Below are 14,875 nucleotides of genomic sequence, written 5' to 3'. Positions count from 1 at the left end.
AAATTTGCTTAAAAGAAGGCTCACAGAAACAAAAAGCCCGTGGAAAGATTGTATTTTAAATCTATGAAGTTTGTTCTTGCATTGCTTTTATCGTTAACTGCCGTTTTATATGCGCAGTCCTCGAGTTCCCTGTTTACAGGAATTGGAGAATACTTAGCAGAATTAATTGGTGATGACGTGAAAAGCAATGAGTTCTGTAAAGCGAATACGACTGGCCTTAATCTTCTTATTCTTGATGGCTACTTTGTTGTTGACCGCCATGTTGGTGGTAGAATTGCTTCGATTGAAGTTGATGCTAGTTCCACCCGTATTTTTACAAGCGATATTTCTCGTGAAGTCCCTGTTTGGGCTAGAGTTTATGGCGTTTCTCAGGCGCCGTCGGACTCCGTAATCGCCATCCTTAAAGAAATGCGCAAGAAAAATGCTGATAAAATCGACCGCGATGAAATAAACGTCTCGTTCCCGTATCAGGATGAAAGTATTTACAAATACAAGAAGTTTTTTGGAAAACTTAAGGCCGCCGGATTCTCGAAGATAAGGTTGCTTGCTAAAGAGGAAGAATTTAGCGATAAGGTATATAAGAATCTTCTGCTCAAAAAATACAGCAAGGAACAGATTGAATCGTGGGAAAGTTCTAAGCATTCTTGCAATAAACAATGGTTGCACATCACGGACTCAAAGCTTTCATACTCTGCACATAAACCTTTAAAATGGGATGGAATAAGTGATCCTGACTTTTCAAAGAAGCCTGCTAAAAGAAGAAAAGCTTCGCATGTAAAAGAGATTGTCGATAAAAACAAACCAAAACTTTCAAGTATTCGTAAGAAATACCGAATGCAGGCGCCTCGTTTAAAAGAAGTAAAAAACAGTGAACATCCAGATGCAGAAATTCAATACGACATCGTAGTAAAATTTACTATTGCGCCCGATGGAAAAATTAGTGAAATTGAAGTAGTGTCATCATCAACAGGAAATGAAAAATTTGACAAAGCAATATGTGACGCAATTTCCACATGGACTTTTGATGAGGCAGATGATGTAACTCGCGTAACCTTGCCGTTAAAGTTCGATAAAAAGTAAGTATGGATTTGTGATAATGGATCGAATGAAACGACTGCTATTTTTGATTGCTTTGTTTGCTAGCGTGGCGATGGCTACCGTGGAGCCTGAGCGAGCCCATTTTGAAGGCGGAACGGATCATATTATTCATGAAAATGGTCTTTGCCGTATAAACTCTTTTCCGCTCAATGATTACATTAAAAGCAATTATGAGGCATGGCCGTTTCGCCCAATAGATAATAGTCCGTGTTATTCATGTAGACCCATGTTCATGTTTAAAACTCCTCTTGAGGGGGGCGGATATCAGGCTTTTTGGAGTATTCGTGATTCGATGTTCTATTTGGATAGTGTGACTATCAGTGCGTGGGCGCGTTCATTTGATTATGAATCGTCTGGGTCTCTCAAAATAGTTTCTGTTCGCATTCCTCTGCAAGAAATTATCTTGAATAAAACTGCTGAAAAAAAGAATGAGCCTTTGGTTGCTGATTTTGTAAATGATTCTCTTTTTTTTGAATGTGCCAATGGATATTATGCAGTTCATGTAAAGGAAGGTAAAGTCATTTCTTTGCACGAGGAAAAACTTCAAGAAGAATTTGTGGGATGGTATTCTAAACCGGTGAAGTCTCCTGCAACATCCGATAAAATTGAGGAGAAAAAGTTTCTGAAACTTTATCGGGAAAATCAGACTCCGTTTGCATCGTATTATCATGTGCTAGATAGCCTTCAACAGGCGCTAGATGACAAAGAAAAAATGCAGTATATTCAAGAAGCCCGTCTTGACCCGCGTTTTAAACGATTTGAAGATTTTTTCATAATCAATGCAGTGAACTACTCTTATCATTATGAGTTAAGTAAATTGAATTCTCATTATAATGAGTTAAATCGATGTTATGGTTTTTATGTATCCTTGAAAGGAAAAACTCCGTTTAGAGAACTGATTCTTCGACAATGTAAGATTGGTAGTATGACGGAGTCGTTTGATGCTGATCCTGTTGAAAGTGTTAAGCTTTTTCTGAAAACGCTTATAGCGGTTCGTAAAAATCCGTCATTTGAAAAATGGCTTGAGCAGAAGAAACTTTTGAGAAATGATGGTGGAATGAGTCTTTCTTATGAACAAGATTTTGCTGTTATGACCGAAGAAATCTCCAAAGATAGTGTTTGGAAAAAAATTAATATGTCGGGAAATTATGTGGCGACACTGCAATTGAGTGATTGGATCGTGCCGTTGTATGTTTTTATGTTGAGTGATAATGGCGATGTTCTTGTTTCGGATGCTGCTGTTCAGAAAGGGGAAGATTTTTTCAATATTGCTATTGATCGTTTTTCTCCTTGGAATCACCGAGGATTTGAATCTCATATGAAACGATGTGAAGAAAATTTTTCGGAATCGGATCCACTTAATCTTTGCGATTACGTAATCATCCGCCATGACGGTAAAATAGAATACGGTCCAAAGAGCGGTAATCCGTAAGGTGGGTTGTGATGAGCAAATCTGTATGAGTCTAGAATGATGAACAATATCTATTTCTATTCGCTATATGTTTTTGGCTTGGTTCTGTTTGTCGTCGGCTTGTTTCTGCCACCGATACCATCCTTTTGCTTTGTTATGTCCGCCATTGGCTTGGTATCTATTTTGACGTATGTTCTTTTTTTATGGAAACTTGCATCAAAACTGCAAAAGTTTAAATTTACCTTGTCTGTATTTGGGCTTGTTGCCTTTTATCATTTGGCGTGGCTGCTTGTTGGTTTATTGGAAACGCAACTTCATTGGTCAAACGGCCCGGAGAGCATTTTGTTCTTTTACTACATGTCGATTAGCCCTCTTAGAATCCTTCCGCAAATTTCCCCGCACGAAGGCGTGAACATGATTCTTTATTCAATTGCGATTCCTGTGTCTATTGCTCTTTGTGTAGATGGGGTTGTTTTGCTGTTCAAAAAACTCAACTCAAAAAAGGCTGACTAGTTATTTTTTTCTACATTTCCCTTCGTAAAAAACAAAGGATACGCTATATGAATATTCTCGTCGTTGGTAGCGGTGGTCGTGAACATGCCATCGCTCTTGCAGTCAAGAAGTCGCCGATGTGCGACACTCTCGTGTGCGCTCCGGGCAACCCGGGCATGGCAAACCTCGGCAAGTGCGTGCCGGTCGATGTGGCCGACCCCAAGGCCATTGCCGACCTCGCTGTAGCCGAAAAAATTGACCTCGCAATTATCGGCCCCGAAATCCCGCTCGTCGCTGGCGTGGTGGATGAATTCCGCGCTCGCGGTCTCCGCGCTTTCGGCCCGACTGCGGCTGCTGCCGCGCTCGAAGGCTCCAAGGCTTTCAGCAAGGATATCATGAAGAAGTACAACGTGCCGACGGCAGCCTTCGAGACCTTCACCGATCTCGCTTCTGCCAAGAAGTTCCTCGCCGAACACCCGGCTCCGATCGTGGTGAAGGCGTCGGGCCTCGCTGCGGGCAAGGGCGCTATCGTCTGCATGACCGACCAGGAAGCTAACGACGCCGTGGAAGAAATGCTCGGCGACAAGGCCGTCTTCGGCGAATCCGGCAAGACGGTCGTGATCGAAGAATTCATGGATGGCGAAGAAGCTTCCATCTTCGTGGTTTGCGACGGCAAGGACTACGTGATTCTCTCCTCTGCCCAGGACCACAAGCGCGTCTTTGACGACGACAAGGGCCCGAACACTGGCGGAATGGGCGCTTACAGCCCGGCTCCGGTTGTTACCGACGCTCTCCTCGACGAAGTCAAGGCAAAGATTATTGAACCGACCCTCAAGGGTATGGCCGCCGAAGGCAAGCCCTACACGGGCGTGCTCTACGTGGGCATCATGGTTACGAGCAAGGGCCCGAAGGTCGTGGAATACAACTGCCGCCTCGGTGACCCCGAATGCCAGATTGTGCTCCCGCTCTATGATGGCGACGTGCTCGCCTTGTTCGACGCTGCTGAAAAGGGCAAACTTGCCAAGCTCGGTGCCCCGAAGGCTCCGAAGGGTAGCTCCGCTATCGTCGTGCTCGCCAGCGCCGGTTATCCGGGCTCCTACGAAAAGGGCAAGGTCGTCACGGGTATCGAAGAAGCCGAAAAGAACGGCGCCCAGGTGCTTCATGCCGGTACCAAGATGGTCGACGGTAAGCTGGTGACCAACGGTGGTCGCGTGTTCGGTGTTGTCGGTCACGGTGCAACGCTCCAGGAAGCCTTGAACATCGCTTACGCCGCTTGCGAAAAGGTTCAGTTCGAAGGCAAGTTCTACCGCAAGGACATCGGTAAGAAGGGACTCGCCCGTCTTGCGAAAATGGGCAAATAAAAAAAGGAATTGAAAATGCAGATTAATGAAGTTCCGAATGCAAAGGTCGGTATCGTTGCGGGTAGCAAGTCCGACCAGGAAACTGTAGACAAGATCACCGCGGTGCTCGACCAGTTCGGCATCGTGTGGGAATACAACATCCTCTCTGCACACCGCACCCCGAATGCGACTGCGAAGTATGCTCGCGAAGCCGCCGGGCGAGGCCTTCAGGTCCTCATCGGTGTTGCTGGCCTCGCTGCAGCCCTCCCGGGCGTGCTCGCAGGGCACACGATTCTTCCGGTGATTGGTCTCCCCTGCGCGGGCGGCCCGCTCAACGGCGTCGATGCTCTGCACTCTATCGTGCAGATGCCTCCGGGAATCCCGGTGGCCACGGTCGGCATCGGCAACGGCAAGAATGCCGGTTACCTCGCCGCCCACATCGTCGCCCTCTCTGATGCAAGCGTCCGCGAAAAGCTCGTCGCTTACCGCAAGGGCCTCGGAGACATCGAAGGTTAAGCCTTCTAATTCAGAATTAAAAACGCTGGCGTTTCGTCAGCGTTTTTTGCTTTTTTGTCACAGTCTCTTTGATTTTGCGCACATGTAGCCGTATCTATCGCTTTCGACTTTTATATATTGTCCTTATCTTAAATTTTGTCCATTAATAAAGAGTATTGGGGCCTATGTTTTATCGTGCTTTGAAAAGTGTTTTGCTTGGATTTTTATTGCTCTTGGCCGTGCCATTTGCCGGTCATGTTGTTTTTGCTCAGTCTGGCTTGATAACTTCTTCAGATCTTTGCTCAAAGGGAAGGCTTGGGGAATCCGCATTTGCTACAGCAGGTCAAGGACAAAAATCACTTGACTGTTGGACCTTATTAAAAGATAGTTCTAAAAAATATTCTTCCTCCTCATCCGCGCAGTCCTCAAGCGCAGCGCAGTCTCGTGTTGCAGAAGCTTTAGCTAATCCACAGTCCTCGGCGACTCTCGTAGTGCAGTCCTCAAGTTCCATAGCTTCTTCCTCCGCTTCGCTCCCCAAATGGCAGACTCTTCCAGAGATGAAGACCCCGTGGATGAAGGGCGAAAAGTTGTCTTACACCCTCAGCTGGGGGTTCATTACGGCTGGCTATGCTACGCTCGAGGTTAAACCGCGCAAAGACGGCAAGACGGAATTCCTGACTTTTGCAACCGCCAACAAGACTGTCAATAAATTTTATCCGGTACACGACACTGTCTACACGCTTGTCCGTAACAAAGGACTCATGACGGATGTGTTCCGCAAGTCGCTCCATGAGGGGACGTTCCACAACAAGTCGTTGATTCGCTTCGACCGCAATGCCAAGAAGGCATTCCTTTCGGATACTGTTTTCAAGGATGCAGTCAATCATTACGTAAAGCGCTCGGCCGATACGTCTGTGACCATCGAAGGGCTCGAACACAGCATTATGTCTGCGTTCTACCTTGTGCGTACCCTACCTCTCAAAGAGGGCTCTACATCTCGTTTTGCTGCAGTGAGCGGGGAGAAACGCTACGAACTCAAAGTCGTTATCCACAAGCGCGAAAAGATTAAAACGGATCTTGGCGAGTTCAATACGGTCAAGGTCGAGCCTGTTTTGGATGGCGATGGCATTTTCAAGTCCAGCGGCCGCATTTTTATCTGGTTTACCGACGACGACAGGCGCCTTCCGGTACTCATGCAGTGCGAAATCAAGCTTGGAAGCATCAAGGCTGAGCTGACAAAGGTCGAATAGGCCTATTTGAAACTTACAAAATTGTAAAATCAAACGAAAATACAACTTTTACATGAAGTTTTCGAAAAAAACTTCTATAAAAAGTTATATTCCAAGCGTGGTTATTTATCCGAGGCTTTTTAATGCTGAAAAAATTGTTGTTGCTGTTGTGCTTGGCTAGTTTGGTTGCATGGGCTGCTCCTTCGAAGGGGCGTAAAGCGTCTATGAAGAAAAAGGCAGCTCCGGTTGCCGAAAAAACGGTGGAAGCTCCTGCTGCCACGGCTGATTCCGATGATGGTTTTATGTCTGTCACGGAAGCATCTTCATCTTCTGCCGTCAAGGCTGCTGATGATGACGAAGAAGAGGAAAATGTCGAAACTGCTACGGCTGGCATGACTGCTGCCCAGAGAAACGATTTTCTCACTCGTAAAAAGTTCGAAGAAGAACAGCGTTTGGATGAATATGCAAACTCCGAACGTCGTCGTGACTGGCTTAAGGATCGCTTGATTTTTGAAGTAGGTCTCGGTTCTCGTATGCCGTTCATGGGTGAATCTGGCATGGGCATGGGCTTCGGTGCCGGTATTGAATACATTACTCGCTGGCATGTTGCCGCCTTTGCTTCTTTCGGTATGTTGCCGAAGGTCAAGGATAGCGAATTTGATTATATGAAGCTCGAAGGTGGTACGGGCTATAAAGTTGGCCTTAACTACTACTTCTTCCCGAAGATTCCTATTCATTTGGGCTTGTCCGCTTCTTACGGTACGGTCTATTTCGACCACGACATGGAACCGGATGCCGATGGCCTTCGTAGCTTGATTTCCGTTAAGGGTTATCAGTTTGACGTGTTGATTGCTTACCTTTCTAATGAATGGTACTACTTGCAATTCTCCTTCGGTATGTACTATGCTCCGGATCTTGGCAAGGCTCCTGAAAAGAACCCGAGCTTCAAGAAGACGAGAGACTCTCAGACCGAAGCTGTCGATACCTATGCTTCTCGCGTTGTGGGCAAGCCGAATGGAATGGACAAGACGGGTATCGTGTTTGGCATTACGATTGGTTATGCCTTCCCGGAATTCTTCCCGGATGATACCGAAAAGCGTCGCCGCCAGCGTGAAAAGGAACGCAACAAGGCTGCTGCAGGCACCAGTGCTTGGAACCGCTAGTTTAAGCGCATAAAAGTTTAGCCCGCCAGTTCACATGGCGGGCTCTTTTTTTTTAATACCCATGTCCGGAATCGAACCGGAATACCTTCCTTCGGAGGGAAGGACACTATCCATTGTGATACACGGGCCTATGCCGTTAAAGCGGGTATAATATAGTAAAAAAGGCGTTTGTCACCCCGGCTGGAGCTTGCCCCGGACTGGTTCCGGGGTGCCGGGGGCGCCTTTTCCTAGTCTATCAATTTCACCACAAGTTCATGCGGTTCGGCATCCATGACTAGTGCGTTGTGGAACTCTCCCACGTCACCGTCGCCTTCGATGACTTTCACGATGTCGTCATTTTCCATCGAGTTGCCTTCTGTTCGACCGTAGAAGTGGTATTCGCTTTCTTCAGCGACCTGGTCGATGATAATCTTTACTGTCTTTCCGATCATATTCTCGGCGTATTCGGCAGCGAGTTCTTCCTGGAAATCCGTGACCGCTTCGAGCCTTGCGCGGGCATCGCTTTCGTCCACGGCAGGGAGGTCCATTTCCATCACCGGAGTACCTTCTTCGGGGCTGAACACAAAACCGCCCAAATGGTCAAATTGCACGTCTTGCAACAGTTCCATCAGCTCTTCAAAATCTTCGTGCGTTTCACCGGGGAACCCGACGAGTACTGTACTGCGGAGCGTCACACCCGGAATGCGTTCGCGGATTTTGTGCAAAAGATCGACAAGTTCTGCCTTGCGGTAGTTGCGCTTCATGTACTTGAGCATCTTGTCGCTTGCATGCTGGATGGGCATGTCCACGTACTTCACAAGACGTGGCTCGTTTGCCATCAAGTCCAAAAGTTCATCGTCTACGAACATCGGGTACCAATAAAGCATGCGAATCCACGGTATTTTCGTGTTGTCCAAAATGGCGCGCAAAAGCTGAGCTAGTGTGCCGCCTTTCTTGCCCTTTTCACGTCCAAAGTAAGTGGTGTCTTGTGCAATCAAAGTAATTTCCTTGACGCCCTGGGCTTCGAGGTCTTTGGCCTCGGCAACGATATCTTCGATAGAACGTGAGTCCTGCTTGCCGCGGATGAGCGGGATGGCGCAGTAGGCACAACGGCGGTTGCAACCTTCTGCTATTTTCAGATAAGCGTGGTGTGGGAATCCACCCAAGTTCATGCGGGCAAGGTTCTCAGCTTCACAGCCTTGCGGGGCGACAATACCCATCTTCTTCAAAAGTTCGCCGGGCTTGTACGTGCCGACCCAGTAGTCCACCTCGGGCAGTTCCTTCATCAGTTCTTCGCCGTAGCGACCGCTGAGGCAGCCTGCCACGATGAGCTTCTGCTTTGCTTTTTTCGCTTTAGCTTGTGCGAGAATTGCGTTGATGGATTCTTCCTTGGCGGCTTCGATAAAACCGCAGGTGTTCACGAGGATGTAGTCCGCTTTGTTTGCGGAATCGCAGGTAGCAAAACCTGCATGGAGCATTTCGCCGACGAGGTTTTCTGCATCGACCTGGTTCTTGGCGCATCCAAGATGCACAACGAATACTTTTGGCTTTTTTGTAGGCATACCCCAAATATAGATTTTACGGCAGGGAGGTGGTTTTGTCGTTGGCGTCTATCGATAAATCTTGGGGGCTTTGCCCAAAAACAATTAAAATCTTGAACTTGCCGAAAGAATATGGTGAAGCCTTTGGTCGGTAAATAACAGTCGGAAATTTTAACTAAATTATTTTCTAATAATTTAACATAAGGATTGTTTATATGAAAAAATTTATTCTTGCTTCTGCAACTTTGCTTGCATTGGTTGGCTGTGAATCTAGCACAAGTTCTAGCGACACTGCCTTGAAGTGCAACGTTACACGCTCTGCAAATTCTGTCAAGATTGTTGAATCGATGATGGATGGCGCCTATTATTATGAATCGACCGTGACTGTAAAGCTTGGCAATGATGGCTACTACTATTCGGAAATCGTATCGAAAGAAACCGTTCCTGATGCAGGTGCAGCCGCTGAAAACTGCGCTGAAGAAAGGGAAGAAGCAACTCACTGGTTAGATGGTTCCTATCAGGTCCAGTGCTATGGTAATACTGTTGAAACTCACGAAGTCAGCTCCGATGCCGATTTGGACAAGCGCGAAGAAGAATTCAACTATCTATGCAAAATTTCAGAAAGGGCCGGCGAAGAAGGCCTTGAAGATTACGAAGATTGGGATTAATTGATTCTAAATTGATTTAAGTTCAATTAAAAAAGGCTCCGCAAGTGCGGGGCCTTTAACAGTTCGTTGCTTTTGTAAAATTACATGTCTTCGCTTGCGCCGGGCTGGCCAATGCGATCGTTCTTGCGATTGTCCACCCAACCGGCATAACCCTGCGGTGCGAGAACTTCCTTGCCGAATTGCTGTGCGTTTGCGATAGTGGAGAAGTAGCCAACGCGCACGCGGTAGAACGTGCCTTCGAGTTCACCGGGATTTTCGACTTCGGCAACGTAAGCCTTGATGCCTTGGTCAGAAAGTTTGCTTACAACGCTATTTGCGGCTCTTCTAGAAGGCTGGATGCTCACCTGAATCACGAACGGGCCGGAAGATTCCTGCTCAACGCTAGAGACTGGTGCCGGACGTTCTTCGACCGGAGCGCTCTTTTCTTCGCTGAGGGATTGGATAGGTACCAATGCGGGTTCTTCTTGAACAGGTTCTGGTGCCGCTTCCTGGACAGGAGCTGGAGCGGGTGTTTCGACAACAGGCTTGGCTTCGACTTGAGGTGCGGGTTGTTCTTCCTTGCTACCGCAGGCGCAAAGTAAGGCGCAGGAAAGGGTGATTGCCCCGAGTAAAGATACCGATTGCAGTTTCATGGGTGAACTCCACATTGAAAAAATTTTCTCCAGCAAATTGGAATAATCTTACAAAGAATATACATAAGTCTTTGATACTTCGCAAGTTATGAAGATTTATTTTTATGAAAAAAGTTGAAATTTTACAAAAAAATACAATAAAAAGCGAATTTTTTGAGTATATTTGGTGCTCAAATGTTTATTATAAAAACGTTCCGTTTGCAGTTCCTCTCAAAAATGGTTGTTTTATCCGGTAAAAATCGTTAAGGGGTCTAAACAAGGTTTGTTAAGTTACATATATTTTTGCATGTAATAAAAAACGATTTTTGATGTAGTAAAAAGAAAAGGTTTTTTATGGGCTTCAATATGCACGGACTGGCGTTCAAACAGTCCATGATGACCCTAGTCGGTTTCAGCATCGTATTCGCGACGTTGTTCGGGGTTCTCAGTTTTCAGGTGCAAAGCGAGCTTTCGACACTGCTCACAGAAAAAGGCGAAGAAATCAGTCTCGCGAATGTCGCCATAATCGAAAAACTTTTTGAAAAAGGCAAGAAACTCGGCGACGAGTATGCCGAAGTGCTTGGCAAGGAAATGCTTTCGGGAAAGGATCTCGACGACTTCTTGACTCAGGCCGTTTTTGATGCTAGGCAAACGCTTCCGCAGGTGCTGGCCGTTGTCGTTGCCTACGAACCGGGTATGGCTCCCAAGTCCAAGTGGCACCAGGAGGTGATGCGTCTTGCCCAATATTCAGGATCCGAAATCAAGTTGATAAAGGGTGGCGACTATCTTGAAAAGACTTGGTACAAGAGCACGAAAAACTTGCAGAAAGGGCTTTGGCAGGAACCGTTTGTTGGAGACTTTATCAGGGAGCCGATTGCGATTTACACGGTGCCGATTTATCAGAAAGACGCTTACGGGAATACCGTTTTTGCGGGTGTCCTTTGCGTGGATATGTCAATTGCGTTCCTCAAGGAAACGGTGGCGTCAATCCCCGTGTCGAACTCGGGCTACGTCGTTGTGTTGTCTGCGAATAATACCATTATCGCGCACCCCAAGAACGAGATTGTTTTCAAAGAGAGCTTGTCCGACATTTCTGGAGGAGTTGGCGCGCAGGCGGTTACGGAATTTGAAAAGACCGTGCAAAGCATGAAGAAGGGACTCTTCATGGGGACCACAGCCGACGGTAAGGATGCTGTCATTTACTTCAAGGCGATGGAATCGAACGGCTGGACGTTCATGATTGTGTGGCCTGCGAATGAATTTATGGAGAGTCAGCGTTCCCTGGAAAAAATGTTTGCGTGGATGTGCTTTGCAGGCTATGTCGTGATGCTGATCCTGATATTTGTGATTTCGACCAGAGTGTCCCGTCCGCTTAAAGAACTGGCTGTGGCGGCTAACAAAATGGGGCAGGGCGACTTTGATGTGGAAATCCCGCACCTGTCGGGACGCGATGAAATTGCGCAGTTTGCATGGGCGTTCTTGAACATGCGCACGTCGCTTAAAGAACACATGGAAAAGCAAAAGGATTTGGACCGCATCGAAAGCGAGCTTGATTTTGCAAAGGATATCCAGATCGGATTCTTGTCGATGGACGAAAAGGAAGAGGGCTCTGAAGATCCGTATCATGAATTGACTCCGTTCCTCTTACCGGCCAAGGAGGTTGGCGGTGATTTTTATGATTTCTTCAAGCTGGATGATGGCCGCCTATGCGTGGTCGTGGGTGATGTTTCGGGGAAGGGCGTTCCTGCGGCACTCTTTATGATGGTTTCTCGAATTGTTTTGAGGACCATGGCGCAAAACTTGAAGTCCGTAGTCGAAACGCTCGAAAAGTCGAATTACGAACTTGCTAAACGAAACCGTGCGAACATGTTCGTGACGGTGTGGATGGGCTTTATCGATTTGAAAACGGGACATGTTGAATTTGCTTCGGCGGGACATAATCCGCCTGTAATCCGGCATAAGGACGGTTCCGTTGAATTTGCGAAGAGCAAGGCGGGGATTGTGCTTGCGGCAATGGAAAACTCGCGTTACAGACTGCAAACGCTTGACCTTGCTCCTGGCGATATGCTGTTCCTTTATACCGATGGCGTGACGGAAGCGACTAATGAGCATAATGAATTGTTCGGTAACGATCGATTACTCGACGCGCTTTCTATTGGTGGAGGAAAGGGCACAGGTGAAACATGTCGTTTTGTTAAACGCCAAATCGATGCGTTTGCAAAAAACACCTCGCAATTTGACGACATTACCATGCTTGCAATGGAATATAAAGGGGGTAGTGCTCTTTAAGCAGGAAAGCACTTGTGAAAGTGCTTGGAAAATGTTACCCTTGACAGATTTTAAATATTTAGGTATATTTGGCTATCAAAAAATTGAATTTTTAACCAAAGGATTATCGTGATCGGCGTTATTGTTAAGTCCAACGAACCTTTCGAACGCGCTCTCAAGCGTTTCACCAAGTCTTGCGAAAAGAATGGTATCATTTCCGACGTCAAGAAGCGTCAGCGTTTCGAAAAGCCCTCCGAAGAAAAGAAGCGTATTGAAACGGCTGCTCGTCGCAAGCGTCTCAAAGAGATTGCTGACCAGAACCGCAAGCGTCTCTACTAATTCGATTTCTGAATCGGAAGATTTTTGCTAAAATTTAATGAGTTGTCGATGAATGTCGATGACTCATTAGGTGTTTTATAAAACTTCATCGCTTGGGCGAGGCGTTTCTAATCGCTCGGGATCAATATGAGTTGTGCTTTGCTTACCCAGATTCTTGATGACATCAAGACCGCCATGAAGGCTCATGATGCTGCAACACTTGGAACGCTCCGTACGCTTCATTCTGATATCAAGAACGAAGCCATGAAGGCTGGTGCCGCTCCGGCTCAGATTATGGATACCATTACGGATGCAATGTGCATTGACGTTCTTGCCAAGAGCGTAAAGCAGAAGCAGGAAGCCATCGAAATCCTCAAGAAGGGCGGTTTCATGGACAAGATTCCTGAAGAAGAAGCTTGCATCGCTTTGTACCGCAAGTACATGCCTGCCGAAATGAGCGAAGAAGAAGTCAAGGCCCTCATTGCCGAAATCAAGGCTGCAACGGGCGCCTCTTCTCCGAAGGACATGGGAAAGATCATGAAGGAACTTTCCCCGAAGGTCAAGGGCCGCTTTGATTCCAAGCGCGCTTCCGCTCTCGTGCAAGAAGCACTGAAGTAACGCGAAGAGGTTGGGGCTTGCCCCATCCAGTCATGCTTTGTCACCCCGGACTCCGTTCCGGGGTCGCCTTTTTTATATTAAATCTGTATGCCCAACACTCAATCAAAAATTCAAGAACTAGAGCTGCTCTACAAGATCAGCTCCATTTTGAACCAGAGTCTTGATTTTGAGACTGTTGCGCATCCTGTATTGCAAACCGTTGAATCGGTGATGGGGGTCGAACATGCGACTCTCACTTTGTACAATCGCCATACCGGCGAAATCTCTATTGAAATTGCAGAAGGCTTGAGCAGCCGCCAGGCGAGCAAGGGCCGCTATAAGGTGGGTGAAGGTATTACCGGCCGAGTCGTTGAAACCGGTAAGCCCATCATCATCCCATCTGTTGCGAAAGACCCGGACTTCTTGGACCGCACGGGCCGCGGCAAGACCGAAGATAAGGCGTTCCTTTGCGTCCCGATTATCATGGAACAGGAAGTCGTTGGCGCCTTGAGTGCCGACGAACACAATCCTGACGAAGCGAACCTCAACGACCAGATTCATTTGCTCGAAATCATCGCGCAGATGCTTGCGACTGCAGTAAAACTCCGCCGCCAGGCCCGAGAAGAAAACGAAATCCTCAAGGCCGAAAACGAACGCATGGCGATGGAACTCAAGGCACGTTTTCAACCGGATAACATCATCGGAAAAACGCCTGAAATGCAACAGGTCTACACGCAAATCGACCAGGTGGCTCGAAGCCCGCTTCCAGCGCTCATTGTGGGCGAGGTCGGGACGGGCAAAGGTCTTGTTGCAGAAGCCATTCATTTCCGTTCTGACCGTAATTTAGGGCCGTTCGTGCGAGTGCATTGCGCGGCCCTCCCGGAGTCCGTGTTGGACCGGGAACTTTTCGGTAGCGAAAAGGGCGCCTTGGTTGGCGTCGTCAACGAGGCGCCGGGCCGCGTAGAACAAGCCGAAGGCGGAACGCTATTCCTCGATGAAGTCGCTGAACTCACCCCGAACTTGCAGATAAAGTTGCTTCGACTTCTGCAGCAGGGCGAAATGGAACGCGTTGGAGCGCGCTTTCCGAAAAAAGTGAACGTGCGCGTGATTTGCGCAACGACAAAGAACCTGCAGCAGATGGTTTCCGAAGGAACCTTCCGCGAAGACTTGTACTACCAGCTTCACATAGTCCCGATTTACGTTCCGCCTCTTCGCAAGCGTCGCACCGATATTGTTCTTTTGGCGGATTACTTTGTAGAACATTATTGCCGTTTGGTTGGCAAAAACGTTCGCCGTCTTGCTCGCGGAACGATCGAAATGCTCATGAGTTACCCGTGGCCGGGTAATGTGCGTGAACTCGAAAATGCCATTGAACGTGCGGTTCTCTTGACCGAAGAAGATGTCATCTACCCGCATCACTTCCCGCCGACGATTCAGACAGACGAAACGAGCGGAACCCCTGTGAGCGGAAACCTCAAGCTCATGGTCGAAGCGTACGAACGCGACATCATTTGCGATGCGCTCAAGAGTTCCAAGGGCAAAATGGCTGCTGCCGCCCGTAGCCTTTCGACTACTCCGCGCATCTTGACTTACAAAATCAAGCAACTCGGCATCGACCTTACTGCTTTTAGTAAGTAGCAGTTATGTTGTCATGCCACGCTTGAA

At 47.5% G+C, this 14,875-nt stretch carries 14 protein-coding genes and 1 tRNA gene; 12 read left to right on the top strand and 3 right to left on the bottom strand.

The annotated features are described in order from the left end of the window. Window positions 1-63: 63 nt before the first annotated feature. The 7 genes from BUQ91_RS12555 to BUQ91_RS12525 all read left to right on the top strand — a co-directional run bounded on the left by BUQ91_RS12555 (window position 64) and on the right by BUQ91_RS12525 (window position 7,228). Window positions 64-1,080: a TonB family protein gene (locus BUQ91_RS12555; RefSeq protein WP_074209525.1), complete on the top strand. Its 1,017-nt coding sequence runs from the start codon at window positions 64-66 to the stop codon at window positions 1,078-1,080. Between the two features lie 16 nt (window positions 1,081-1,096). Next, entirely contained in the window at window positions 1,097-2,530 is a 1,434-nt protein-coding gene (locus tag BUQ91_RS12550; RefSeq protein ID WP_074209524.1) for a hypothetical protein, read from the top strand. Between the two features lie 36 nt (window positions 2,531-2,566). Further along, window positions 2,567-3,022 carry a hypothetical protein gene (locus BUQ91_RS12545; RefSeq protein WP_074209523.1) on the top strand — a complete coding sequence of 152 codons (456 nt, stop codon included), beginning with the start codon at window positions 2,567-2,569 and terminating at the stop codon, window positions 3,020-3,022. A gap of 47 nt (window positions 3,023-3,069) precedes the next feature. Next, window positions 3,070-4,362 (top strand): phosphoribosylamine--glycine ligase, encoded by a 1,293-nt coding sequence (gene purD / locus BUQ91_RS12540; protein WP_074209522.1) that lies wholly within the window; start codon window positions 3,070-3,072, stop codon window positions 4,360-4,362. Between the two features lie 15 nt (window positions 4,363-4,377). Then, the gene (purE, locus tag BUQ91_RS12535; protein WP_074209521.1) at window positions 4,378-4,857 is read left to right on the top strand and encodes a 5-(carboxyamino)imidazole ribonucleotide mutase; all 480 of its coding nucleotides are present in this window, start codon (window positions 4,378-4,380) and stop codon (window positions 4,855-4,857) included. Between the two features lie 164 nt (window positions 4,858-5,021). Beyond that, window positions 5,022-6,086 (top strand): DUF3108 domain-containing protein, encoded by a 1,065-nt coding sequence (locus BUQ91_RS12530; RefSeq protein ID WP_254842355.1) that lies wholly within the window; start codon window positions 5,022-5,024, stop codon window positions 6,084-6,086. 122 nt (window positions 6,087-6,208) lie between these two features. Further along, complete coding sequence (locus tag BUQ91_RS12525) at window positions 6,209-7,228, top strand: hypothetical protein (RefSeq protein ID WP_074209520.1); 1,020 nt, start codon at window positions 6,209-6,211, stop codon at window positions 7,226-7,228. A gap of 56 nt (window positions 7,229-7,284) precedes the next feature. Here the strand turns inward: BUQ91_RS12525 and BUQ91_RS12520 are convergent. Beyond that, window positions 7,285-7,356 (bottom strand) — tRNA-Arg (locus BUQ91_RS12520). Window positions 7,357-7,455: 99 nt separating this feature from the next. Continuing rightward, window positions 7,456-8,769 (bottom strand): 30S ribosomal protein S12 methylthiotransferase RimO, encoded by a 1,314-nt coding sequence (rimO, locus tag BUQ91_RS12515; protein ID WP_074209519.1) that lies wholly within the window; start codon window positions 8,767-8,769, stop codon window positions 7,456-7,458. 194 nt (window positions 8,770-8,963) lie between these two features. Here rimO and BUQ91_RS12510 point away from each other — a divergent pair, with 194 nt between their 5' ends. Next, on the top strand, window positions 8,964-9,416 hold the full coding sequence (locus BUQ91_RS12510) for a hypothetical protein (protein WP_074209518.1): 453 nt from the start codon (window positions 8,964-8,966) through the stop codon (window positions 9,414-9,416). 80 nt (window positions 9,417-9,496) lie between these two features. On the opposite strand, the gene BUQ91_RS12505 is transcribed toward BUQ91_RS12510, so the two are convergent. Further along, window positions 9,497-10,048 (bottom strand): SPOR domain-containing protein, encoded by a 552-nt coding sequence (locus BUQ91_RS12505; protein WP_074209517.1) that lies wholly within the window; start codon window positions 10,046-10,048, stop codon window positions 9,497-9,499. Window positions 10,049-10,381: 333 nt separating this feature from the next. Between BUQ91_RS12505 and BUQ91_RS12500 the strand changes: the two genes are divergently transcribed. From BUQ91_RS12500 to BUQ91_RS12485, 4 genes are all read left to right on the top strand, one after another. Then, window positions 10,382-12,316 (top strand): SpoIIE family protein phosphatase, encoded by a 1,935-nt coding sequence (locus tag BUQ91_RS12500; RefSeq protein WP_072829247.1) that lies wholly within the window; start codon window positions 10,382-10,384, stop codon window positions 12,314-12,316. A gap of 108 nt (window positions 12,317-12,424) precedes the next feature. After that, window positions 12,425-12,634 (top strand): 30S ribosomal protein S21, encoded by a 210-nt coding sequence (rpsU, locus tag BUQ91_RS12495; protein ID WP_014546541.1) that lies wholly within the window; start codon window positions 12,425-12,427, stop codon window positions 12,632-12,634. A 126-nt stretch (window positions 12,635-12,760) separates the two neighbouring features. Beyond that, window positions 12,761-13,231 (top strand): GatB/YqeY domain-containing protein, encoded by a 471-nt coding sequence (locus BUQ91_RS12490; RefSeq protein ID WP_072829245.1) that lies wholly within the window; start codon window positions 12,761-12,763, stop codon window positions 13,229-13,231. 87 nt (window positions 13,232-13,318) lie between these two features. Continuing rightward, window positions 13,319-14,848 carry a sigma 54-interacting transcriptional regulator gene (locus BUQ91_RS12485; RefSeq protein ID WP_074209516.1) on the top strand — a complete coding sequence of 510 codons (1,530 nt, stop codon included), beginning with the start codon at window positions 13,319-13,321 and terminating at the stop codon, window positions 14,846-14,848. The last annotated feature ends 27 nt before the right edge of the window (window positions 14,849-14,875 follow it).

This window comes from Fibrobacter sp. UWB11, assembly GCF_900143015.1.
GTDB lineage: Bacteria > Fibrobacterota > Fibrobacteria > Fibrobacterales > Fibrobacteraceae > Fibrobacter.
The sequence above is the reverse complement of the archived record's forward strand: the minus strand, read 5'-3'. Positions and strand labels throughout refer to the sequence as shown.

Excerpts from the sequence above, each read along its gene's own strand:
- BUQ91_RS12550 (WP_074209524.1), top strand. The coding sequence starts at position 1,097 with ATGGATCGAATGAAACGACTGCTATTTTTGATTGCTTTGTTTGCTAGC.
- BUQ91_RS12530 (WP_254842355.1), top strand. The coding sequence starts at position 5,022 with ATGTTTTATCGTGCTTTGAAAAGTGTTTTGCTTGGATTTTTATTGCTC.
- purE (WP_074209521.1), top strand. The coding sequence starts at position 4,378 with ATGCAGATTAATGAAGTTCCGAATGCAAAGGTCGGTATCGTTGCGGGT.
- BUQ91_RS12490 (WP_072829245.1), top strand. The coding sequence starts at position 12,761 with ATGAGTTGTGCTTTGCTTACCCAGATTCTTGATGACATCAAGACCGCC.
- BUQ91_RS12505 (WP_074209517.1), bottom strand. The coding sequence starts at position 10,048 with ATGAAACTGCAATCGGTATCTTTACTCGGGGCAATCACCCTTTCCTGC.
- BUQ91_RS12525 (WP_074209520.1), top strand. The coding sequence starts at position 6,209 with ATGCTGAAAAAATTGTTGTTGCTGTTGTGCTTGGCTAGTTTGGTTGCA.
- BUQ91_RS12500 (WP_072829247.1), top strand. The coding sequence starts at position 10,382 with ATGGGCTTCAATATGCACGGACTGGCGTTCAAACAGTCCATGATGACC.
- BUQ91_RS12555 (WP_074209525.1), top strand. The coding sequence starts at position 64 with ATGAAGTTTGTTCTTGCATTGCTTTTATCGTTAACTGCCGTTTTATAT.
- BUQ91_RS12545 (WP_074209523.1), top strand. The coding sequence starts at position 2,567 with ATGATGAACAATATCTATTTCTATTCGCTATATGTTTTTGGCTTGGTT.
- BUQ91_RS12510 (WP_074209518.1), top strand. The coding sequence starts at position 8,964 with ATGAAAAAATTTATTCTTGCTTCTGCAACTTTGCTTGCATTGGTTGGC.
- purD (WP_074209522.1), top strand. The coding sequence starts at position 3,070 with ATGAATATTCTCGTCGTTGGTAGCGGTGGTCGTGAACATGCCATCGCT.
- rimO (WP_074209519.1), bottom strand. The coding sequence starts at position 8,769 with ATGCCTACAAAAAAGCCAAAAGTATTCGTTGTGCATCTTGGATGCGCC.
- BUQ91_RS12485 (WP_074209516.1), top strand. The coding sequence starts at position 13,319 with ATGCCCAACACTCAATCAAAAATTCAAGAACTAGAGCTGCTCTACAAG.